This is a genomic window from Flavobacterium fructosi, from assembly GCF_042787335.1.
GTDB classification, from domain to species: domain Bacteria; phylum Bacteroidota; class Bacteroidia; order Flavobacteriales; family Flavobacteriaceae; genus Flavobacterium; species Flavobacterium fructosi.
In genome coordinates, this window is record NZ_JBHZQA010000005.1 from 120,900 (window position 1) to 143,126 (window position 22,227).

Annotated in this window: 25 protein-coding genes; 11 read left to right on the forward strand and 14 right to left on the reverse strand. The window is 33.9% G+C overall.

Going from position 1 to position 22,227, the window contains the following annotated elements:
- Nucleotides 1-334: 334 nt before the first annotated feature.
- The 6 genes from ACFX5D_RS09755 to gdhA form a co-directional block, all read right to left on the reverse strand.
- Complete coding sequence (locus tag ACFX5D_RS09755; RefSeq protein WP_379858008.1) at nt 335-874, reverse strand: stage II sporulation protein M; 540 nt, start codon at nt 872-874, stop codon at nt 335-337.
- Nucleotide 875: 1 nt separating this feature from the next.
- Complete coding sequence (locus ACFX5D_RS09760; RefSeq protein ID WP_379858009.1) at nt 876-1,625, reverse strand: hypothetical protein; 750 nt, start codon at nt 1,623-1,625, stop codon at nt 876-878.
- Nucleotides 1,626-1,687: 62 nt separating this feature from the next.
- A complete protein-coding gene (locus tag ACFX5D_RS09765; protein ID WP_379858010.1) occupies nt 1,688-1,870 on the reverse strand; it encodes a hypothetical protein in 183 nt (60 codons plus the stop codon).
- 441 nt (nt 1,871-2,311) lie between these two features.
- The gene (recO, locus tag ACFX5D_RS09770; RefSeq protein WP_379858012.1) at nt 2,312-3,025 is read right to left on the reverse strand and encodes a DNA repair protein RecO; all 714 of its coding nucleotides are present in this window, start codon (nt 3,023-3,025) and stop codon (nt 2,312-2,314) included.
- A gap of 53 nt (nt 3,026-3,078) precedes the next feature.
- On the reverse strand, nt 3,079-5,367 hold the full coding sequence (porZ, locus tag ACFX5D_RS09775) for a type IX secretion system anionic LPS delivery protein PorZ (RefSeq protein WP_379858013.1): 2,289 nt from the start codon (nt 5,365-5,367) through the stop codon (nt 3,079-3,081).
- 125 nt (nt 5,368-5,492) lie between these two features.
- Nucleotides 5,493-6,836, reverse strand: a complete 1,344-nt coding sequence (gene gdhA / locus ACFX5D_RS09780; protein ID WP_379858015.1) for an NADP-specific glutamate dehydrogenase — start codon at nt 6,834-6,836, stop codon at nt 5,493-5,495.
- A 277-nt stretch (nt 6,837-7,113) separates the two neighbouring features.
- On the opposite strand from gdhA, the gene ACFX5D_RS09785 reads away from it, so the two are divergent.
- Nucleotides 7,114-7,917 (forward strand): THC0290_0291 family protein, encoded by an 804-nt coding sequence (locus tag ACFX5D_RS09785; protein WP_379858016.1) that lies wholly within the window; start codon nt 7,114-7,116, stop codon nt 7,915-7,917.
- A gap of 113 nt (nt 7,918-8,030) precedes the next feature.
- On the opposite strand, the gene ACFX5D_RS09790 is transcribed toward ACFX5D_RS09785, so the two are convergent.
- Entirely contained in the window at nt 8,031-9,176 is a 1,146-nt protein-coding gene (locus tag ACFX5D_RS09790) for a cystathionine gamma-synthase (RefSeq protein ID WP_379858017.1), read from the reverse strand.
- Nucleotides 9,177-9,367: 191 nt separating this feature from the next.
- On the opposite strand from ACFX5D_RS09790, the gene ACFX5D_RS09795 reads away from it, so the two are divergent.
- Nucleotides 9,368-10,111: a DUF3298 and DUF4163 domain-containing protein gene (locus tag ACFX5D_RS09795; RefSeq protein WP_379858018.1), complete on the forward strand. Its 744-nt coding sequence runs from the start codon at nt 9,368-9,370 to the stop codon at nt 10,109-10,111.
- A 169-nt stretch (nt 10,112-10,280) separates the two neighbouring features.
- On the opposite strand, the gene ACFX5D_RS09800 is transcribed toward ACFX5D_RS09795, so the two are convergent.
- Nucleotides 10,281-10,739 carry a DinB family protein gene (locus ACFX5D_RS09800; protein ID WP_379858019.1) on the reverse strand — a complete coding sequence of 153 codons (459 nt, stop codon included), beginning with the start codon at nt 10,737-10,739 and terminating at the stop codon, nt 10,281-10,283.
- Nucleotides 10,740-10,815: 76 nt separating this feature from the next.
- Here ACFX5D_RS09800 and ACFX5D_RS09805 point away from each other — a divergent pair, with 76 nt between their 5' ends.
- From ACFX5D_RS09805 to nadD, 5 genes are all read left to right on the forward strand, one after another.
- Entirely contained in the window at nt 10,816-11,166 is a 351-nt protein-coding gene (locus ACFX5D_RS09805) for an arsenate reductase family protein (protein ID WP_073209176.1), read from the forward strand.
- On the forward strand, nt 11,166-12,053 hold the full coding sequence (locus ACFX5D_RS09810; RefSeq protein ID WP_379858020.1) for a DMT family transporter: 888 nt from the start codon (nt 11,166-11,168) through the stop codon (nt 12,051-12,053). Before ACFX5D_RS09805 ends, ACFX5D_RS09810 begins: the two co-directional genes overlap by 1 nt.
- A 140-nt stretch (nt 12,054-12,193) precedes the next feature.
- Nucleotides 12,194-13,054: a YicC/YloC family endoribonuclease gene (locus ACFX5D_RS09815; protein WP_379858021.1), complete on the forward strand. Its 861-nt coding sequence runs from the start codon at nt 12,194-12,196 to the stop codon at nt 13,052-13,054.
- Nucleotides 13,055-13,138: 84 nt separating this feature from the next.
- Nucleotides 13,139-13,714 (forward strand): guanylate kinase, encoded by a 576-nt coding sequence (gene gmk, locus ACFX5D_RS09820; RefSeq protein ID WP_379858022.1) that lies wholly within the window; start codon nt 13,139-13,141, stop codon nt 13,712-13,714.
- Nucleotides 13,715-13,802: 88 nt separating this feature from the next.
- A complete protein-coding gene (nadD, locus tag ACFX5D_RS09825) occupies nt 13,803-14,384 on the forward strand; it encodes a nicotinate (nicotinamide) nucleotide adenylyltransferase (protein WP_379858023.1) in 582 nt (193 codons plus the stop codon).
- Here nadD and ACFX5D_RS09830 read toward each other — a convergent pair whose 3' ends face one another.
- A complete protein-coding gene (locus tag ACFX5D_RS09830) occupies nt 14,385-14,627 on the reverse strand; it encodes a hypothetical protein (protein WP_379858024.1) in 243 nt (80 codons plus the stop codon). It lies immediately after the preceding gene.
- A gap of 116 nt (nt 14,628-14,743) precedes the next feature.
- Nucleotides 14,744-15,280 carry a LysR family transcriptional regulator gene (locus ACFX5D_RS09835; protein WP_379858025.1) on the reverse strand — a complete coding sequence of 179 codons (537 nt, stop codon included), beginning with the start codon at nt 15,278-15,280 and terminating at the stop codon, nt 14,744-14,746.
- 86 nt (nt 15,281-15,366) lie between these two features.
- Here ACFX5D_RS09835 and ACFX5D_RS09840 point away from each other — a divergent pair, with 86 nt between their 5' ends.
- The 3 genes from ACFX5D_RS09840 (at nt 15,367) to ACFX5D_RS09850 (ending at nt 18,619) form a co-directional block, all read left to right on the forward strand.
- Nucleotides 15,367-16,131, forward strand: coding sequence for a type 1 glutamine amidotransferase domain-containing protein (locus ACFX5D_RS09840; RefSeq protein ID WP_379858026.1), 765 nt, complete (start codon nt 15,367-15,369; stop codon nt 16,129-16,131).
- A 4-nt stretch (nt 16,132-16,135) separates the two neighbouring features.
- Entirely contained in the window at nt 16,136-17,299 is a 1,164-nt protein-coding gene (locus ACFX5D_RS09845) for an iron-containing alcohol dehydrogenase (protein ID WP_379858027.1), read from the forward strand.
- A 324-nt stretch (nt 17,300-17,623) separates the two neighbouring features.
- Complete coding sequence (locus ACFX5D_RS09850) at nt 17,624-18,619, forward strand: NAD(P)H-dependent glycerol-3-phosphate dehydrogenase (protein WP_379858140.1); 996 nt, start codon at nt 17,624-17,626, stop codon at nt 18,617-18,619.
- Between the two features lie 112 nt (nt 18,620-18,731).
- On the opposite strand, the gene ACFX5D_RS09855 is transcribed toward ACFX5D_RS09850, so the two are convergent.
- The 3 genes from ACFX5D_RS09855 to ACFX5D_RS09865 form a co-directional block, all read right to left on the reverse strand.
- Complete coding sequence (locus ACFX5D_RS09855) at nt 18,732-19,139, reverse strand: hypothetical protein (RefSeq protein WP_379858028.1); 408 nt, start codon at nt 19,137-19,139, stop codon at nt 18,732-18,734.
- Nucleotides 19,140-19,234: 95 nt separating this feature from the next.
- Nucleotides 19,235-20,254 carry a phenylalanine--tRNA ligase subunit alpha gene (pheS, locus tag ACFX5D_RS09860; RefSeq protein ID WP_379858029.1) on the reverse strand — a complete coding sequence of 340 codons (1,020 nt, stop codon included), beginning with the start codon at nt 20,252-20,254 and terminating at the stop codon, nt 19,235-19,237.
- A 101-nt stretch (nt 20,255-20,355) separates the two neighbouring features.
- Nucleotides 20,356-20,712 (reverse strand): hypothetical protein, encoded by a 357-nt coding sequence (locus tag ACFX5D_RS09865; protein ID WP_379858030.1) that lies wholly within the window; start codon nt 20,710-20,712, stop codon nt 20,356-20,358.
- A gap of 151 nt (nt 20,713-20,863) precedes the next feature.
- Here ACFX5D_RS09865 and ACFX5D_RS09870 point away from each other — a divergent pair, with 151 nt between their 5' ends.
- On the forward strand, nt 20,864-21,367 hold the full coding sequence (locus tag ACFX5D_RS09870) for a CvpA family protein (RefSeq protein WP_379858031.1): 504 nt from the start codon (nt 20,864-20,866) through the stop codon (nt 21,365-21,367).
- A gap of 40 nt (nt 21,368-21,407) precedes the next feature.
- Here the strand turns inward: ACFX5D_RS09870 and ACFX5D_RS09875 are convergent, their stop codons facing one another.
- Nucleotides 21,408-22,151: a tetratricopeptide repeat protein gene (locus ACFX5D_RS09875; RefSeq protein ID WP_379858032.1), complete on the reverse strand. Its 744-nt coding sequence runs from the start codon at nt 22,149-22,151 to the stop codon at nt 21,408-21,410.
- Nucleotides 22,152-22,227 lie beyond the last annotated feature (76 nt).

Sequence of the window (22,227 nt, forward strand, 5' to 3'; positions counted from 1 at the left end):
GACAAAAAATAATGCAAGTTTAAGGTGGCTCACTGTCAGTTAGGGCGCAGTTTATAACTAATTCGCCATCTCGAATCCGCTCGATTGGACAAAGTTGCTAATTTTTGTGGGCACGGATTGCAAATCCGCGCTATCGGGTGCTATTCTTTTTTGCAGTATTATTTATTAGTACTAATTTTTTTTTCAATTACATATTCTCTTATCAAAAATATAACGGGTGTGTTTAAAAAGGTAAACATAATCCCTAATGGAAAGCCCCATAATTTTGTTACTGCTAAATCAGCTGTACAGAAAAATCCAAATATAATAATGAATGATAAAAATTTTTTGATTTTCATAATAATTTAAAAATTAAAGGTGATATAAAAATTTCAACAAAACAACCAAAAATAACTAAGCAGTAACCGTAAAGTGATAATTTTATTTTACTTCTAATTGATTTTACGAATGCTTCTTCATTTATATGATTATTAAAAAATGATAATAAAAGTAAAGATATTTTAAAACTTATTAAAAACGAGCAAATAATCCATAATATTTCTATAGTAATATGTGGACCGATTAAAAGGAATGATTTGAAAAATCCAATTTGTGAAATAGTCATTTTTGCAGAATACCCCCAAGCATAACTATTGTAGCATATTAGCATTATTGATGATATATTGAAAAATAGTGAACCTAAAATTATCAAAAAGTAGAATGTACTATTTTGAACAAGTATTTTTACAAACAAATCAAAATTTGTTAAATAATTTCCTTGGTTAAATAATTCAATTTGTTTAAAAGTTGATGAATAGTAACCGAGTTGAAGAAAAAGCGTTATTAAAATTAATATTGCAATTGCAATATATTTAGATTTTATGTTTAGGTTCATACTATAATATTAATTCAAATATATATTTGAAGGTGAGTAATAAACAGCTTGGTAAAAAACAAATGAATAACGAAGTCGTAGGCTTAAAATGTTCATTTGCAGAAATTCCGCATGCAATAATTGATAATACAAAAAATTCTGAAACTTTTCCACTTATAGAGTAAACTAAAGAATTTTTCACCAAGTCGTTAAAGTTTTCAATTGAAATGTTTTGTGGCAAACTTATAAGATTATATAGCAATGTAAAAACAGAAAGTAATAAAAAGCCGATGTAAGCAATTCCAACGATTTTTAAATATGTATTAAATAATAATTTGGAACCAATAATATTTGACAATGTATAAATAAGAACAGATTGAAAAAACCATCCTCCAAATTGAGTGATTCCTAATGATGTGTAACTGATTATTTTTAAAAAATTATTTGTATTTTGATCGATTTCAAGCCTATTAACAATTAAATACGCATTTACTAGTCCAAAGACAATTGTAAAAACTAATATAAGTATAACATATATGTTAATGTTTTTTAAATTTATATGTTTTACAATTAAATAGGGATTGATTGAGTTTAGCGATAAATTTTTATTATGAAGTTTTGGTGTTTTAGTGTCGTAGAATGCACCAATAACACAAATTGAAAATAATTGACTACAAATTGAAAAAATATTTAAATATTCATTCCCGCATAAATAGATAGTTATAGTGAATGATACTGCCGATATGATTAAAAAGTAAATGAAATTTTTCATTAATTAAATATTATATTTTTAGATTTTAAAAAGGGTCTTAAAAATTTTAAGACCCTCTGAAATTAAGCAGCTACAACAATTCCAACTACTAATTGAACACCGCAAAGCGCGCCTAACGCCCACCCAATGTTTACAGCGGCTCCAAGTACAATTGCACCATCTACACTAGTGTTCTCTACACCATGATTTGCTGCAATTGCCCAAGCATCAGAATGTTGCGTAGCAACTTCTGACAATAGTGGCATTGTTACTACCGCAACACTAAACAAAATCAAACTGATTTTTTATTTTAACGACATTTTCATAAAAATTAATTTATATTTTTCTATACGTTTGTAAGGGTAGTATAGAAGTAGACCCTTTTCATTAATTATTTCAATACTTTGTACTGTAAAATTTTTAAATTCTCCTCATTTTTTACAGTTTCCACCAACTCACAAATACACGCCACTCTATTGCGCATTTACACCCAAAACAAGGTGCTTTATCTTGCAAACAGCAGCATTTATTTCAGCTAATATACATACAATTAGTACAAAATAAGCTACAAGTCTATTGTTTTTGTACAATTTATCTTGAGGTTTTGCGTGAAGGATGGAAGCGGCATCCTTTTATGGAGTTTACGGAATAAAAGATACAGCGGACAGCCTGACCCGGAGTTTTTACGCAAGGGCACGCCCAAGAATTTAGGAGAAAACCTCTTTTAAAACATCCAGTGATTTTGGTTTTTTAAAACCATCCAAGTGAAAACTGTAGTAATCGATAAGTATTCTCAAAACGATTTGTCTTTCAATGACGTGGAATATTTTTTGATTGGTATCGAATTTTAAATCAATCAGTTTTTTGAACAAATTACTTTCATGTTCCGTGAGTGAACTGATAGCATGAAAGGGTGTGAAAACGCCTTCGTTCATTTCGAAAAAAGGCATATCCATATCAGAAATATCAGGATAAAAACCCAAATATTTTGTAGTTTCCAATAATAAAATCAGATGAAAATTGGCAATTTCGTCATGATTATCGAGCCAATGCAAAGCGGTTTCCAGAAAAGTAAACAGATGCTCGTTAGTTTCTTCTTCGTGAATCGAATGATGCAGCATTTCGGAAATAAACATTACAATCGTGCTTTTATAAATATCCGAATGTATCGAATGAAAAGGAGCCTCAATTTTTATTTCTTTAAAATTTTCTAACGTGCCTTTGTTTTTATGAACAGCTTCTATTTCAAGAATGGTCATCGGTTGAAAATAAGCAATCTTTTGATTGGATTTTCGGCTCGAAAAAGCATCCCGAACAAAATAGGATTTCAAACCATGAGAAAGTGTAAAGCACTTTACAATCAAGCTTTTCTCTTGGAATTTTAAAGACGAAATGACGATAGCTTTGGTTTTAACTAACACAAATTTAATTTAAAGATTGAAAAATTAAAGATTGAAAAATTCATTCTTTTAAATTACCTGATTATCATTACTTTTTTGACTTTGGTTTCTACTCCGTCTTGCGCCGAAATAAATATCATGTACACCCCTGAGGCCACTTTGTATTTTCCAAAAGCAGTTGTATCCCACTCTGTTGTTCCTCCTTCTGATATCTTTTCGAAAACAAGATTTCCTTCAATATCCGTGATTTTTATATTAGCTTTGTCAAGTAATCCGGCAATTTTGATGGTTCCTTCATATTCTGGCCGTACCGGATTTGGATACACAAATACATTGTTTAGATCATTACTCGCTGCTGTCGCAACACCTTTGAATGAAACTAAACCTTTTGCAGTAGCAATAAAAACTTCTCCTGTTGTACTATTAATATCAATGTCATTTATAACATTACTAGGCAAAGGCGAATTGCTGGTCGTAAAATGATATTTGGTTTCCTGACCGTTTGGCGAGACTAAAAACACACCGGAATCGGCGGTTCCAATCCATTTATTATTGGCTCCGTCAACAACAATATCAGTAATAAATTGTTCATAAAGTAATTCTTGCGCCAGATTATCTTCTAAAATAATTATGGGATTACTAGTTAATTTATCATCGGATAAGAAACTACCAACATTAGGCAAAATTCGCAAACCTTTTGTGGTTCCTATCCAAAGTTGGTTTCTGGTGTCAATTGCAACAATCCTTGCATCCGAAATAGGCAAATTACCCATATCAGGGCCCACTGTTATTTTTTTGAATTTATTGATACTTTCGTTAAAACCGACAACGCCATCTCTGTTCGTAGTAAGCCATTTAGTTCCATTTTTATCGATTGCCATTTTTCCAAAACTATTGTCAATCGCTGAATTCAGAATATTATCCATAGCGTAACTTTGCCATTGACCGCTGGATTTCAAAACCTTTAGTCCATTTTTTATTCTGCTGTTGGTAACCCAAAGATTTCCCGATTTATCAAATGCTGCTCCATTTATCCTAACATCAATATAATTTGGTCCAAGAAAGGTCAATGATTCAAGACCGCTATTGGTTTGGTTGTACAAAATTTTGGGTTCATCATTTACAATTTTTAGTAACCCTGAGAAAAAAGAACTGGCATACACTTCATTTTCATTTGCGGGATTAACCGTAATTCTGGTTAATGATTTTGTTCCTAAAACTTTTTCGTAAGGGATATTTAACCATCCCTTCTTGCTAAATTTACTCACACCGTAACTATCTAAATCATACGGATTGTAATCCACAGTATAATCGCCATAGACGGTCCAAAGCGCATCCGAAGTTGTTTGAAGCGCAAATATATTATTCCGTAAAGGCCCCATAGGAGTACTGTTATCAAAAACTGAAGTTGAAGAAAGAGAAGTCGTAATCATTCCGTCTTCTCTGGTTCCAATAAAAATGATGTTACCAATAATTGTTGCGCAAGTAAAACTGGGATTGCTTTCGGTAATTTGGTTGGTATTTATTTGGCGAATGAGCGTCATTTCTTTGTTGTAAATATAAATGTTATTTACAGTTGTTACTATCAAATAATTAGCCGTAGCTCTTATATCTAATAAAGGTTGCGCTAGAGCTGTATATCCTATAAAAGTATTCGCGTTAGCATCATATTTATGAATATCCCCTGCAGCGTTCACCGCAAATAAATCGGTACCAAAAGTTGTTATACCCGACCAACTCCCTGCGGCAATCAACTCCCATTGTTTATAATCCACTAAGTTTTTATTGGAAATAGCAGCTCTTCGTATTCCTGTATTTGAAGCGGCGTATATAAATCCATTGTAGTTTGTAGTTTGTGATATGCTTATTTCTGCACCATTTGCACCAATAAAATAAGTGTCACCAAACTGCAAAGTGGCCAAGTTGAACTGAACAATTCCAAAATCACAAGAGACATAAACAATCCCTTTAAATTCTAAGAAATGATTGATTTTTTTTGTGTTTGGAGGAAGTGTTTTATTAATAATGTCAACTACATTCAGCATGCTCCCATCAGCTTCATTTATGACTATCATCAAACCATTTTCATACCCAACCAATGTTTTATTGAAGGTCTCACTATAATATAACGATGAAATTGTTTGCCCGGAAAGCCCGTCAATGGTATTGGTAGTTTTAATTTGGCTTGTCGCAGTATTTTTAGAAAATAATGCGTTTTCAGAAGCAGCATAAATTGTGGTGGAAGATTCAGAAAGATCTGTGATTTCATTATAAGAAAAATAGCCTTGCCACAAGAAATTGCTTTGGGCAAAACCCAACTGTACTGTAATTAACACTACAAAATGTAAAAGCCTATTTTTCATTATTTGCCTAAATATTGGTATACAAATATAGAACAAACAAAAGTATTAGAATTTTGTTACACAAAAAAAATGCCTTCCATCCTTACTATAGGTAGAAGGCATTTTAAATTATAATAAAAACTGATTTACACTACTCCTTGAGCTAGCATAGCATCAGCTACTTTTACAAATCCTGCAATGTTTGCTCCTTTTACGTAGTCAACATATCCAGTTGCATCAGAACCATATTTCACACAAGAAGCGTGAATATTCAACATAATTCCTTTCAATCTTTCGTCTACTTCTTCAGAACTCCAGCTCAATCTTAAGGAGTTTTGAGACATTTCTAAACCTGAAGTTGCAACTCCACCAGCATTAGATGCTTTTCCTGGAGCAAATAATAATTTTGCTTTTTGAAAAACAATTACTGCATCAGGCACAGTTGGCATGTTTGCTCCTTCAGCAACACAGATACATCCGTGAGCTACTAAAGCTTTTGCCTCCTCTTCATTCAATTCGTTTTGAGTAGCACATGGTAATGCAATATCACATTTCACATCCCATGGACGTTTCCCTGCAACATATTTTGCATTTGGATATTTAGTTACATAATCACTGATCCTACCTCTTAACTCATTTTTAATCACCATTATATGCGCTAGTTTTTCAGCATCAATTCCATCAGCATCATAAATATATCCTGCAGAATCTGACATTGTAACTACTTTTCCACCTAATTGAGTTGCTTTTTCAGTAGCATATTGCGCCACATTTCCTGAACCGGAAACTACAACAGTTTTTCCTGTAAAGCTATCTCCTTTTGTAGCTAACATGCTTTGAGCAAAATATACCGCTCCGTAACCTGTTGCTTCTGGTCTGATTAATGAACCGCCAAAAGAAATTCCTTTTCCAGTTAAAACACCTGTAAATTCATTTCTGATTCTTTTGTATTGACCAAACATATAGCCTACTTCTCTTCCACCAACACCAATGTCTCCAGCAGGCACATCTGTTTCAGCACCAATGTGTTTACACAGTTCAGTCATGAAACTTTGGCAAAAACGCATTACTTCATTATCTGATTTTCCTTTTGGATCAAAATCAGCTCCACCTTTTCCCCCACCCATTGGTAATGTGGTCAAACTATTCTTGAAAGTTTGTTCGAAAGCTAAAAACTTCAAAATACTTAAATTCACGGAGGGGTGAAAACGAAGCCCTCCTTTATATGGACCAATAGCCGAATTCATCTGAATACGATACCCTCTATTTACTTGAGTTTCACCTTTATCATCAATCCAAGTTACACGAAACATAATGATACGATCTGACTCGACCATTCTTTCCAAAAGCATTTTGTTTTGGTATTTTTTATTTTCTTCTATAAAAGGAATTACAGTTTCAGCAACTTCTAAAACTGCCTGCATAAATTCCGGCTCGTTCGGATTCTTTTTAGCAACCGATTCGATAAAAGTAGTAATACTTTGTGACATGATTAATAGATTATTAACGTTTAAGAAAACGTTTTCGTTAGTGATTACAAATATACATCTTCTAGGAATATCGCCCTCTTTTTTTTTGTTTTATCAATAGAATTATCTTTTTATTAAGCAAATACAAAGAAATCCTCTTCTTAACCGTCATTTATCCCGAAATCGTTCTATTTTTCGTAATCAAATAAGAATATGTTCACTTATTTTAAATTTTTATTTTTTTAATTAATGAGTGATGTTTTTATATATTTGTGAAGATTTGAAAATTTAACTTATAATGATCAAACGCAAACTACTAACTTTATTTATCCTGTTGAGTTTTTCACATCATTCAAATGCACAGTTTGGATTTTCTCATGAAATAGGAGTTATTGCTGGGCCCATAGCCTTTCAATCTGACTATGGGGAGCGCCACGATTTAAAAACCAATTCTGGAAATACTGGAATAGGAATTGGTATTATTCATTATTTAAATTTTTCTTACAAAGCTGATTGTAATTGTTATACTCCTGAAACTTATTTCAATGATCATTTCAAATTAAGAAGCGAGCTTTCTTATAACAAAACAGAATTGAAACATTTTGGAGAATGGGTTGAACCAAATAAAACTTCACTTGGAGCAGATCAGCTAAGAGCAATGAGAGGAAATACTGCCATCACCAATGTAGGAATGCAATTAGAATATTTCCCTTTAAGCATTCGCGATTTCACCGCCTCAATTGGAAAGATAGGCCCTTTTGTAAGTCTTGGAGCTCAATTCAGTTATTACAATGCCAAAGCATACTCAACCATGGGACCTTTAGGAACACCTTTGACTACTTTCCCTAAATATTTAACGCCAACCGATGGCCGCCCTTACGGTTTTTCTACTGAAGGAGGCTCTGTATGGTCAGTGGTTTCAAGTGTAGGAACCCGTTATAAATTAAGCCCTCTAAGGGATTTGATGGTCGATTTAAGATTTCAGTATTTTTTCTCTAATTGGGTGGATGGTTTAAATCCTAATCCGGCTATTTACAAAGAGAATAAAGCAAACGACTGGTTAGTTTGGTTTAATTTTGGTTACATTTATTATTTACAATAGGAGAAATCCAATCTTATTAAAAAGAATAATCCCCCATCTCTGAAAAATTTCACAGTCGAGGGTTTTTTATTACCTCCAAAATATCGCTAAAGTAGAGAGAACTAATTTATAAATTACGCTAAAGATTGTTTTAAATCTTCAATTAAATCTTCGGCATCTTCAATCCCTACACTCAATCGAACAAGGTCATCTGTAATTCCAATTTCTTTTCGTTTATCTTCTGGAATCGATGCGTGCGTCATTAAAGCGGGGTGATTCGCTAATGATTCTACTCCGCCTAAAGATTCTGCTAAAGTGAATACTTTTAATTTTTCAAGAAAGTCAATTGCATCCTCTTTTTTACCGGAAACGAAAGTAAAGGAAACCATTCCTCCAAAACCACTCATCTGCTTTTTCGCAATTTCATGATAGGGATGACTTACTAATCCTGGATAGTACACTCTTTTAATCTTTGGATGATTGTCTAGAAATTCAACCACTTTTTCTCCATTTTCGCAATGTCTCTGCACGCGTAAATGCAATGTTTTAATGCCTCTCAGCACTAAGAAACTATCCATTGGTCCTAGTGTAGCTCCCGTTGCAAATTGTTGAAAATGCAATTGTTCTCCCAGTGCTTCGTCTTTTACAATCAAAGCCCCTGCAATAACATCAGAATGTCCGCCAAGATATTTCGTCGCAGAATGCATCACAATATCAGCTCCTAAGTCTAAAGGTTTTTGCAAATATGGAGTAGCAAAGGTGTTATCTACCGCAAAAAGAATTTTCTTTGCTTTGGTGATTTTAGCAATTTCTTGAATATCCGCCAATTTCATTAGCGGGTTTGTTGGTGTTTCTACCCAAACTAATTTTGTTTTTTCACTGATTAATGAAGTGAATTTCTCCATATCATTCATATCAACAAAATGAAATTTTATTCCCGAATCTTTATAAATACGGGTAAACATTCTATAGGTGCCACCATATAAATCATCCATTGCAATGATTTCATCACCAGATTTAAAAGAACGTAAAAGACAATCTGTAGCTGCTAATCCAGATGAAAAAGCTAAACCTCTTGTTCCGTTTTCAATACTTGCCAATGCATTTTCCAATGCCGTTCTGGTAGGATTTGCGGCTCTACTATATTCATAATCTGGATTTACTGGTTTGCCGGGACTGGTTTGCACAAATGTTGAAGTCTGGTAAACCGGAGGCATAACGGCTCCTGTACTTGGATCATGGTGTTGACCACCGTGAATGGCTTTAGTATTGAATTTCATAAGTAGATACTATTTATTTTTTAATTGGATATGGAATTTGCATATCTTCATCCGGGTTTAAATCCAGATTATGTAGTGCTCCTCTCATCTGTTTTAATTTTAAAGTGCGAAATTGTTTCACAAATTTACCCTTTAATTCATTCTATCCAAGCCACAAGTTGATACCTTTGTATTTAATTAACAATTTTGAGATGAAACATATTATAATTTTTGCCGTATTGCTTTTTTCAATGAACCGTTGCTCTAAAGAATTAGTTTTTGAAGACCAATCCTTTCAAAAAAAAACGACATTGCCATGCAAAAAAAATTGTCCTCATATCAATGTACGAATTCCCATTGCGAAAGACGTCCCGGTTGTAGCTGACAGCATCAATAAAAAAGTGTTTTCTGTTTTGAAAGAGATTATTTATTTTGGAGAAAAACCATATACATCCGCCAATTACAATGGTTTATTATCCTCATTTATTGGCTCCTACGAAAAACTGCAAAAAGAATATCCAAGAGACGTTTTTGGCTGGGAAGCTGAAATTGAAGGCAGCATAAAATACCAATCAGATAGTATATTGAATATAGAGATCAAGCATTATACCTATACTGGTGGCGCTCACGGATATCAAGGTTTACGTTCCTTAATTTTTGATCCGGAAACCGGAAAATCAATTCCAAACAATAAATTATTTAAAGACAGAAATGCTTTCAAGGCTTTTGCCGAAAAAAAATTCAGAGTCAAATATAAAATCCCTGAAAACCAGCCCATAAACGCAACGGGATATCAATTTGAAGAGGAAAAATTTGAACTTCCGCAAAACATTTTTTACACAGACAAAGGCCTGCTTTTATATTACAACCCTTACGAAGCGGCCTCTTATTCTGATGGACCTAAGGAATTATTGTTATCATACAAAGAAGTGAACGAATATTTGTCCATTAAATAGAAAAATGGTCTTTAAAAATCAAAACTTTTTTAAAGACCAAATAGTGTTTTTTAGGGATTGCCTAAACCCGATAATAATGAAAACTCTTTTACTTTTTTTCTTTAGAAAGTAAAAAATTGTAACGAATCGCGGGACACGAGTAAAGCGAACTGATGAAGTAAAATAGCTTCTAAATAAATTTTCTAATACCCATCATAATCCCAATGTGAAGCCCTTCGTGGAAATTACTGAAAGACATTGCATCCTCAGCATTTCTTAAAACATGATCGCCAGTTGAAGTTGTATATTCCATATAGTCTTTGAAAATTTTATTGTCATAATCAACTTTAGTTTGATTGATGCTTTCAAACAACAACGATTTGATTTCGTCTACTTCGGCTTGCGTAGCAATGTGTTCCGGCTTGGTTCCCTTTTTGTATTTCTCAACTAAATCATCAGAAATCATCATAGGCAAACCAGAAAGCTTATACACCAATAGTTGTTGCGACACGATTATATGACCGATATTCCAAATCAAATTATTGCTGAATCCTTCCGGAATCGTGTTGAGTTGATCAAGAGTATATCCTGATAGAAATTTTGAAACCATATTTCTGCTTGTAGTGCTAACGTCGAATAATTGATTCATTTTTTTATTTTTTTGATAAAAATAATCATTTTCCGTGTCAAATGAATTTTCTTTGCATAAAGAAATCGCTATTTACATGGACATAATATACTACCTCGCTTCTTGCGACACCTGCAGAAAAATAATAAAATCATTACCTAAAGAACATGATTTTAAATTTCATGATATCAAACAAGATCCAATTACTGTTGCCGAAATAGAAAAAATGCGTGAGCTTTCCGGCAGTTACGAGGCGCTTTTCAGCAAAAAAGCGCAATTGTACAAATCAATGGATTTAAAGAATAAATCATTAACCGAAGACGATTACAAAAAATACATTTTGGAACATTACACGTTTTTGAGTCGTCCCGTTTTTATCATCAAGGATAAAATTTACATCGGCAATACCCAGCAAAATATGTTGCAGGTAATGAAAGCGTTGGTATAATGTCCAAAAGAAATCTTGCACTAATTGGTGCCACAATTGTCTCCATAATTTACGGTGTCACGTTTACCATTGCCAAAGATGTCATGCCTTTCTACATTGACGCCTATGGTTTCATCTTGTTGCGCGTGGGCGGTTCCGTGATTTTATTTTGGCTGGCATGGCTTTTTATGCCAAAAGAAAAAATCGCGCGCAATGATTTCCCTAGAATTATTGCTGCCGCATTCTTTGGTGTGGCTTTTAATATGCTTACTTTTTTCAAAGGATTGAGCCTTACTTCTCCTATTAGTGCTGCTGTAATCATGGTTTCGACGCCTATGATTGTCCTGACACTTTCGGCCATTATCATAAAAGAACGCATGCAAAAACGAATGGTTTTGGGAATTATTCTTGGCTTAATAGGAACTGCTTTTCTTATTCTTTACGGAAAATCTATTGGCAGTGCGACAAATGCCGGTTTGGGAAATTTCCTGGTTTTGGTCAACGCCATTTCCTATGGATTTTACCTGATTATCGTCAAGAAGTTAATGGATAAATACAATGCGTTTACCTTTGTAAAATGGATTTATTTATTCGGTTTTATTATGGTTTTGCCTTTTGGCTGGAGTCAATTTAAAACTGTGAACTGGGCTTTGGTTCCAATGGATATTTGCTGGAAAATAGGGTTTGTCGTGGTTTTTTCGACTTTCTTGACGTATTTGTTGAATTTGCTTTCGATGAAAGAATTAAAACCAACAACTGTTGCCGTTTTTATTTATTTACAACCTGTATTCGCTACTATTTTCGCAATTGGCTTAGGAAAAGACGAATTGAGTCTGGTCAAAATAGTTTCGGCTATTTTGATATTTGTTGGTGTTTATTTGGTGACGCAAAAAAAGAGTGTTCAGTAATAAGTATTCAGTTGTTAATTTAGAACCTTCTAATTTCAATCCATTTATAAGTCCAAACCTATTTATAAAAAAAGCACTGCACACTAAAAAATGACCACTGACCACTTTTTTATTATCTTTGACCTCTTTTAGAAAATTATATGATACAATCAATGACGGGTTTCGGTAAAGCCACTTTGCAATTACCAACCAAAAAAATCACGGTAGAAGTAAAATCCTTAAACAGTAAAGGTTTGGATTTGAATGTGAGAATGCCTTCGCTGTACCGAGAAATGGAATTGGGTTTACGCAACCAAATTGCACTTAAGCTGGAAAGAGGAAAAGTAGATTTTTCTATTTTTATCGAAAGTACCGCGGAACAAACTTCTACGAAAGTGAATGTGCCGATTGTAAAAGCATACATCAACCAATTGAGAGAAGTGTATGCCGATGCTGATGAAACGGAACTGATGAAAATGGCTATTCGCATGCCGGATACCATGAAAATAGAACGTGATGAAATCGATGAAAACGACTGGGTACAAATCCAAACCGTTATCGAAGAAGCGTTACAAAACATCTTGACCTTTAGAAGAGATGAAGGAATGTCGCTGGAAAAAGAATTTCAATTGCGAATTGGCAATATTCGTCAGTATATGACTGAAGCTTTGGTACTTGATCCAGAACGCGTTCAAGCTATAAAAGACCGTTTGCAAACTGCAATTGCCGAATTAAAAGTAAATGTTGATGAAAATCGTTTCGAGCAGGAATTGATTTATTATTTAGAGAAATTAGACATCACCGAGGAAAAAGTGCGTTTGACGAATCACTTGGATTACTTCTTGGAAACCATCAACGGAACGGAAGCTAACGGTAGAAAATTAGGTTTTATTACCCAAGAAATGGGACGTGAAATTAACACTATGGGATCTAAATCCAATCACGCACAAATGCAAAAATTAGTCGTTCAGATGAAAGACGAATTGGAAAAAATCAAAGAACAGGTTCTAAACGTGTTATAAAAAACAGTAAGTAAAGTCGCAATTGATCGCGACTTTTTGCATAAAAATTAGAAGTGATTTCTCACGTCTAAAAAAACAATAACAATGAACACAGGAGGAAAATTAATAGTTTTTTCGGCACCTTCGGGATCTGGAAAGACGACCATCGTTAGACATTTATTATCAAAAGAAGATCTGAATCTGGAATTTTCTATTTCGGCAGCTTCTCGTGAGCCAAGGGGGGAAGAAGTAACTGGAAAAGATTATTATTTCATGTCTACCGAGGAATTTAAAAAACACATCAAAAACGAAGATTTTCTGGAATGGGAAGAAGTGTATCGCGATAATTTTTACGGAACGCTAAAAAGTGAAGTGGAACGCATCTGGGCCAAAGGAAAAAATGTAATTTTTGATATTGACGTTTCTGGCGGTTTACGAATTAAACATAAATTCCCAAAAGAAACCTTGGCTGTTTTTGTAAAACCACCAAGTATCGATGAATTGAAAATCCGTTTAAAAAAACGTTCTACCGAAAGTGAGGACAAAATCAATATGCGTATTGCCAAAGCCTCTGTTGAATTGGCAACAGCGCCTCAGTTTGATGTTGTTATTAAAAACTACGATTTAGACATTGCTTTGGAAGAAGCCTATCAATTGGTAAAGAATTTTGTGAAGGATTAAAAGATTGAAAAATTAAAGAATTGAAAAATTCTAAAGCATTATATCTAATCTTTAAAATCATTTAATTTTAAATCTTTAAATTAAATTAATGAAAATAGGATTGTATTTCGGAACATTTAATCCCATTCATATTGGGCATCTCATTATTGCCAATCACATGGCGGAGCATGCGGATTTAGACCAGGTATGGATGGTGGTTACGCCACATAATCCTTTGAAGAAAAAAAGCACTTTGCTTGATGATTACCACCGTTTACAAATGGTGCATCTTGCCACTGAGGATTTCCCCAAAATCAAACCTTCGGATATTGAATTTAAGTTGTCGCAGCCCAATTATACGGTGAACACTTTGGTTCATCTACAAGAAAAATATCCAAATTACGAATTTTCCTTGATTATGGGAGAAGACAATCTCAAGTCTTTACACAAATGGAAAAATCACGAAGTGATTCTTGAAAATTATGAAATTTACGTTTACCCACGAATTTCTTTGGAAGCCGAAAATGAAACTTTCAAGAATCACCCAAAAATCCACATGATTGATGCTCCAGTTGTAGAAATAGCGGCTACATTTATCCGGGATAATATTAAGAAAGGCAAAAATGTACAACCTTTGCTACCCAATAAAGTTTGGGAATACATTGACCATAATAACTTCTATAAAAAGTAATTACCCCAAAACGTTTTTCAATTCCAATTCAATTTTCTCAAAAATAGCACTCAAATTGTCATTTTTACCAGACAACAGAAAAACATCTGTACTAGGCATTTGTTCGCTATTCCATAACAATTGTATCTTTTTTTCCTGAATCAAATTCTTTGCGTTTATGTTCCATACAACAGCAATTCCGCTATTTTTAGAAAGCATCGCTATCATTTCATATTCAGAAGGAATAATGTAGTTAGGAACCATGGACGGTCTTTTTTTATTAAAAACATGCAACCAAAATAATTTGATATGTGGAATTTGGGCATTATGACTGAACCATTTTTGGTCATTTAACCAATGTTCAATTACTGAGTGATCCTTTATTTTATATTGGTTTTTAATTCGGAAGCATCTATAGTATTTGAACCCACAATCACTTGTTTAATTTCTCCAACCTTTTTTTGAATCGTGTCAAACGTATCGTATTTTTTGGTGACAATAGCAAAATCCAGCTTTTTAGAATCAACCAATTCAAAAAGCGTGTCATTTTCATGAAAGCTAAAATCGATAAAATCAAATTTTGAAATCAAACAACTTCCCAGACAGCTCATCAAATGTTTCGAAATTCCAATTGCTATTAGTCGGTTCGCATTGAATGCTTTGGCACGAAAACCATTCTCTACATTTTCCAATCGATCTAAAGCCTCAATGATTAGATTATTAAGTAACTTAGCATATTCCGTTGGCTCTACACCTTTTGACTTTCGATTAAAAAGTTTGTAACCTACATGCGCTTCCAACATTAATATTTGCTGACTTACAGCAGGTTGACTAATAAACAACTCTTTGGCAGCTAAAGAAAAATTTCCGTTTTTATAAACCGATTTAAAGGTTCTGTACCATTCCAGATTTACCATGATATAAATATATTTATCACAAACATAATTTAAATTATTTTTACTAATAACATAATCGGACTATATTTGTACATAGTAAATTAGAAATGAAAAAAATAACATTATTTACCATTATAGCATTAACCGCAACTTGCATCTCTGCAACAGCACAAAATAAAAAAGGTATGAAAAAAGTATTATTTGTTGTTACCAGTCACGATAAATTAGGTAACACGGGAGAGAAAACAGGATTTTGGACAGAAGAATTAGCCGCACCTTATTACGAATTATTAGATAAAGGTGTAATCATTGACATTGCCACACCACTAGGTGGGCAGCCACCAATTGATCCAAAAAGTGAAGATCCATCTGCTGCAACGGAGGATACTAAAAGATTTGATGCCGATACGGAACTATTAGCTAAACTAAAAAACACACATAAATTAGCGGATGTAAAAGAGGCTGATTATGATGCCGTTTTTTATCCAGGAGGTCATGGTCCGTTATGGGATTTAGCCATAGATAAAAACTCAAGCACATTAATTGAAGCATTTTACACCAATAACAAACCAGTTGCTTTTGTTTGTCATTCACCAGCAGTATTGAAAAACGTAAAAGTGAATGGAGAATTTTTAGTTAAAGGTAAAAATGTAACCGGATTTTCTAATACAGAAGAAGCTGCTGTTGGCTTAACTGATGTAGTCCCTTTTTTACTGGAAGACGCTTTGCAAGCGAATGGCGCGACATATTCAAAAGTAGGCGACTGGCAGCCTTATGCAGTTGAAGATGGTTTATTGATTACAGGTCAAAACCCAGCTTCCTCTAAATTAGTTGCAGAAAAATTATTAAACCAATTGAATTCAAAAAAATAAAAACATGTTAAATTTCGAATTATACAATCCTACACATTTAATTTTTGGAAAAGGACAAATTGAAAAATTACCAACTTTAGTACCACAAGGAGCAAAAATCCTTTTAGCGTATGGTGGCGGAAGTATTTTCAAAAATGGCATTCACGAGCAAGCAATCAACAATCTAAAAGGGTTTGATATTGTTGAATTTGGCGGAATAGAACCGAATCCGCGTTTTGAAACATTAATGAAAGCCGTTGCGATTATTAAGGAACAAAACATCGATTTTATTCTTGCTGTAGGGGGCGGATCGGTAATTGACGGAGTGAAATTTATATCGGCAGCCGTACATTTTGAAGGAAATCCAATTGATATTCTTAAAAAGAGAATCATGTTTACAGAAGGTGCAAAAGTAGTTCCTTTTGGAACCATTTTAACTTTACCCGCAACGGGAACCGAAATGAATTCGGGTGCTGTAATTACGATTGAAGCTACTCAGGAAAAATTAGATTTTGGTGGTTCTGCCATGTATCCAAAATTCTCTATTTGTGATCCAACCGTAATCGCTTCTTTACCAAAAAGACAAATACAAAATGGTGTTGTAGACGCTTACATTCACGTTTTAGAGCAATATCTTACCTACCCGCATGACGGATATCTTCAAGACCGAATTGCAGAAAGTATCCTGCAAACTTTAATACAAGTTGGTCCCGAAGTTGTTGAAAGACCTACGGATTATGCCTTGGCTTCTAACTTTATGTGGAGTTGTACAATGGCATTGAACGGATTAATTCAAAAAGGAGTTCCCTCTGATTGGGCCACACACATGATAGGGCATGAATTAACCGCTTTATACGAAATTGATCATGCCAGAACTTTGGCAGTTGTAGGTCCAAATTTATTCCGAGTAATGTTTGAAACTAAAAAAGGAAAATTAGCCCAATACGGGAAACGTATTTTTAATTTAACCGGAAGTGAAGATGAGATTGCTAATGAAGCCATCAATAAAACGGTTGAATTTTATCATACTATGGGAATGCAAACCAAATTATCCGATTATACCAATAAGTTTGATCATACAGCTGATTTTATTGTCAATCGCTTTGAAGAAAGAGGTTGGGTAGCATTGGGAGAAAAACAAAACATTACTTTAGAAAAATTGAAGGCAATTGTTGAAATGAGTTATTAATTTAATCGGCAAAAGGCTAATTTACTAGCCCGAATCCAAAATTAAAAAAAGGCGTTCTCATACTTGTTATAGGAGCGCCTTTTAAAATACTAAACAAAACTAACTAATTCAATTCTCATTATATTTATTAAACAACCGATTTATAATCAGTTATAACGCAAATAGCATATACATATTGTGTTAAATAATAAAAATAAAATAAATAACTGTAATTGTTCATAATTCTCTATTCTAAAAACTTCCGAAAATAGCGGTTTCTTGTTTCGATTTTATTTGTTTAATTAATAGATTTTTAAGTACTTTTGATTAAATTTAATGAAAAAGATGGCCGAAAGTATAAAATTCGCAGTGATTGGTGGTGGAAGTTGGGCGACAGCTATTGCAAAAATGTTATGTGTAAATCTTTCTGAGATTTCTTGGTACATGCGTAATGACGCTGCTATTGAACACATTAAAACCTACAAACACAATCCAAATTACTTAAGTTCGGTTGAATTTGACACTAAAAAACTTAAGCTTACCAATGATATAAATGAGGCTGTAGCGTACGCAGATTATATTATTTTTGCAATTCCATCTGCGTTCCTAGATGCTGAATTGGAAAAACTGACTGTTTCCCTGGAGGACAAAATCATTTTTTCAGCAATTAAAGGAATTGTGCCCGAAACGAGTTTGATTGTGGGCGAACATTTTCATATAAAATATGATATTCCTTATTATAATATTGGTGTAATTACAGGACCTTGCCATGCAGAAGAAGTAGCGATGGAACGGTTGTCTTATCTAACTATTGCTTGTGGTGATGAAGAAAAAGCAAAAGTTGTAGCTAAAAAATTATCCGGAAACTACATAAAAACTAAAATCACCGATGACATTATAGGAACTGAATATGCAGCCATGCTAAAGAATATTTACGCTATTGCAGCAGGAATGGCGCATGGACTGGGTTATGGAGATAACTTTCAGTCAGTTTTGATGAGTAATGGGATTCGGGAGATGAAAAAATTCATCAAGAAAGTCCACAAAATGAAACGTAACATCAATGATTCCGCTTATTTAGGAGATTTATTGGTAACCGGTTATTCTGTATTTTCCAGAAATAGAATGTTTGGGAACATGATTGGCAAAGGCTACACCGTGAAAGCGGCGATGATGGAAATGAGCATGGTTGCCGAAGGATATTATGCCGTAAAAAGTGCTTATAAGCTAAATCAGGGTTATGGTGCAAAAACGCCAATTATAGATGCCGTTTACAACATTCTTTATGACGGACAAGATGCGAAGACTGTATTCAAAAAACTAACAGACAAACTGGATTAACATATTTAAATCATACATATCCAATAACAAAAAAAAAACATAAAAAAGGCACTAATCTAAATAAAGATAGTGCCTTTGTTTTATAATAATTTCGATTTAAAATCGAATAAATCTACCTCACAATAACTCCGTCAATAAATAAAATCGGCACTTCTTCTACGAAGTCCTCACTGATGGAATGTGATTTGAAAATGAATTTTTTATCGTACAATTTGTCTCCAATGAAGAAAGTCAACATGAATTCATTGTTGAGTGCCAAGACACTTTTTTCTATCATTTCGATTTTCATTACGGAAACGGAAGGTACTGATACAAAAGCGTGACGTAAAAGTGATGTTTTTTTCATTTCACCATCGATAGTACCAAAAGCTTTTGAAACTACCATGACACTTTCGATGAGAAAATCACTGTCATTTACCAAATAGGCATACCATACTTTTTCCATGAAATCGTCGCTCCATTCTTGAACAGCGGCTAGGAAAACATTTTCTACTTCTGGAATGATGATGTCTTTTTTCATAAGTTAGTCTTAATGTCTAAGGTCATAAAGTCATAAAGTCGAGTGAAAAACTATAACAGGTATTTCTTTCGACTTTACGACTTTATAACTTTTGACTAAATTGAGGATTTGAATTGCTCTAAGAAACGAACGTCATTCTCATAGAACATGCGGATATCGCCAATCTGATATAACAACATCGCAATTCTTTCGATTCCCATCCCGAAGGCAAAACCGTTATATTCGTCTGGATTGATGCCACAGTTTTTCAAAACATTTGGATCTACCATTCCGCAACCCATGATTTCTAACCAACCGGTTCCTTTGGTGATTCTGTAATCGGTTTCTGTTTTTAGACCCCAATAAATATCGACCTCCGCGCTTGGTTCCGTGAATGGAAAATATGACGGACGCAAACGGATTTTTGATTTCCCGAACATCTCTTTGGTGAAATATAAAAGCGTTTGCTTTAAATCAGCAAAAGAAACGTCTTTATCGATGTATAATCCTTCCACTTGGTGAAAAATACAGTGAGAACGGGACGAAACAGCCTCGTTACGAAATACTCTTCCCGGAGAAATTGTTCTAATCGGCGGTTTATTGTTTTCCATGTAACGCACCTGTACCGATGACGTATGGGTACGCAACAAAATATCAGGATTGGTTTGTATGAAAAATGTGTCTTGCATATCACGTGCCGGGTGATATTCCGGAAGGTTCAACGCAGTAAAATTATGCCAGTCGTCTTCGATTTCTGGTCCTTCAGAAACATTGAAACCAATGTTTGAAAAGATATCTATAATTTGGTTTTTTACCAATGAAATAGGATGACGGGAACCAATAATCATAGGCTCAGCTGAACGAGTCAAATCACCGTAAAATCCTTTACTTTCTTCTTTACTTTCTAAAGACTCCTGTATGGCTTTTACTTTTTCTTCGGCAGAAGTTTTCAACAGATTAATTACCTGTCCAAATTCCTTTTTCTGGTCGTTAGGAACATTCTTGAACTCCGCAAAAAGCTCTTTCAAAAGTCCTTTACTTCCTAAGAATTTAATTCTAAATGTTTCTAATTCTGCTGCATTTTGCGTTGAAAAAGCTTGTGCTTGGCCGATATATTCTTTTATCTTATCTATCATTTTCATTCCATAATTGAGAGTGCAAATTTAGGGAAAAGTTTTCAGTTTTCAGTCTCAGTTTTCAGTAGATTCGTTCTGAAAACTGAGACTGAGACTGCAAACTACGAAATTACTTCTCTTTCGAGGAAATAATTAACAATTGCTTCTTTCATCAAAACTGATTGCTCACCAGCTTTTAGTGGTGGCAATTCTTCTTTTACTTTATAGTGTGGCCAACCTTCCTCGTCAAAAAATTCGAATTCATAGAATCCATAAGGCTCCAATAATCTGCAAATTGCGATGTGCATCAGGTTAAGTTTCTCGTCTTTTTTAAATTCTTTATGCACTTTCCCGAGTTCTTGCACGCCGACTAAGTAAATAATGGCGTCTAAATCTAAATCTTCTCCTTGAGAAAATTGATCGGAAAGTATGGTTACAAGCTGTTCCCAGCGTTCTTTAAGTTGTGTGTCTCTTGACATATTGATTGCTAATAGTAGATTAAGGATTTTAATTGTAGATTTTCGAAAATTGTAATCGAATTATTTTTTTGTAAAGATAAGAATTTGAAAATTGGCAATTGATAATCAACAATTCTTTTATATTTGTTCTTTTTATTAATATTGAATTATTATGGGACTTTTGGATATTATTTTGGGTGTTATATTGGCATTTGCTTTCTATAAAGGAATTAAAAACGGACTTTTCATCGAATTAGCATCATTGATTTCACTAATCGTTGGCATTTACGTTGCAATAAAATTCTCTTCATTTATGAAGGGCGTGCTCTCCGGATTTGTTCATTGGAATCCCAATACGATTCAGGTTGTTGCTTTTGTCCTTACTTTTATGTTAGTCGTGATTGGAATATCGATATTTGCAAAAATCCTTACACAAGTAAATGATTTGGCTTTCCTAGGATGGCTCAACAAATTGGGAGGTGGATTGTTTCGAGTACTGAAAACAGTTTTGATAGTGAGTATCGTTTTTACTGTTTTCGAAAAAATAAACTACCATAATTTTTTAGCCAAGAAAGAAACCTTAGATAATTCCTTGTTTTATAATCCGATTCAAAAAACAGCCGGTTACATTTTCCCGTCAATTAAGAATTGGTATCAGGAATGGAAGAAGAATTAAGCATTATTTAATCACAGTAGGCAGTTTTCAGATACCTGAACTACTTCACTTCCTGAATAGCGCTACTCTCCATCCAGCCTTCAGTACCGTCTGTTAACTGTACTTTTTTCCAATTGTCTACTTTTTCCTGCACATAGACTTTTGTCCCTTCATGCAGCACAATAACCGCAGCACTCGCCCTTTGTGGCTCAGCTCTTACGTCGGTCATTTCAGCAAAAACAATGGCTGGCTTTTCATTATCAAAATGGCTCTTTTCAAAAATACCTGATGAAACGCTGATAAGAATTAGAAAGATAAGTACAAACATTCCAAAAAAGAAAATCCTTTTTGACACCGTAGTTTCTGAAAAATAATAGCCAATAAAAAACAATAAAAAAGAAGTAGCCAATAGTACTGAAATCCATCCCCAAGTGTTATAATGGTAGATTCCTGTGAAATCGCGAAGTAACTTTCCAAAACCTACTTTTGGTACTACTTTGATTTCATCGATAGTTCTTTTTTGAGCAAATTTTAAGTTGTTTGCGCTTTCGCTATCCTTTGGATTAAGTACCAATGCTTTTTCATAATTATAAATTGATGGCGCCACTTTATTCAATTTATAATAGCTATTCCCAAGATTAAAATACAATTCTGCTGAATGCTTATTCTCTTTCAATACATTTTCATACGCTTCCACCGCCTGTTCGTATTTCCCATTTTTATACAATTCATTTCCCTTTTCAAAACCGCTTTGGGCATAGAAAACTTGGGTTGTCAACAATACTATATACAGTATATTTTTCATTTTAATTTTATAAGTTTTCGATTAGCCATTCTCGCAAATCTACGTGAGATTGCTTCGTTCCTCACAATGACATCGA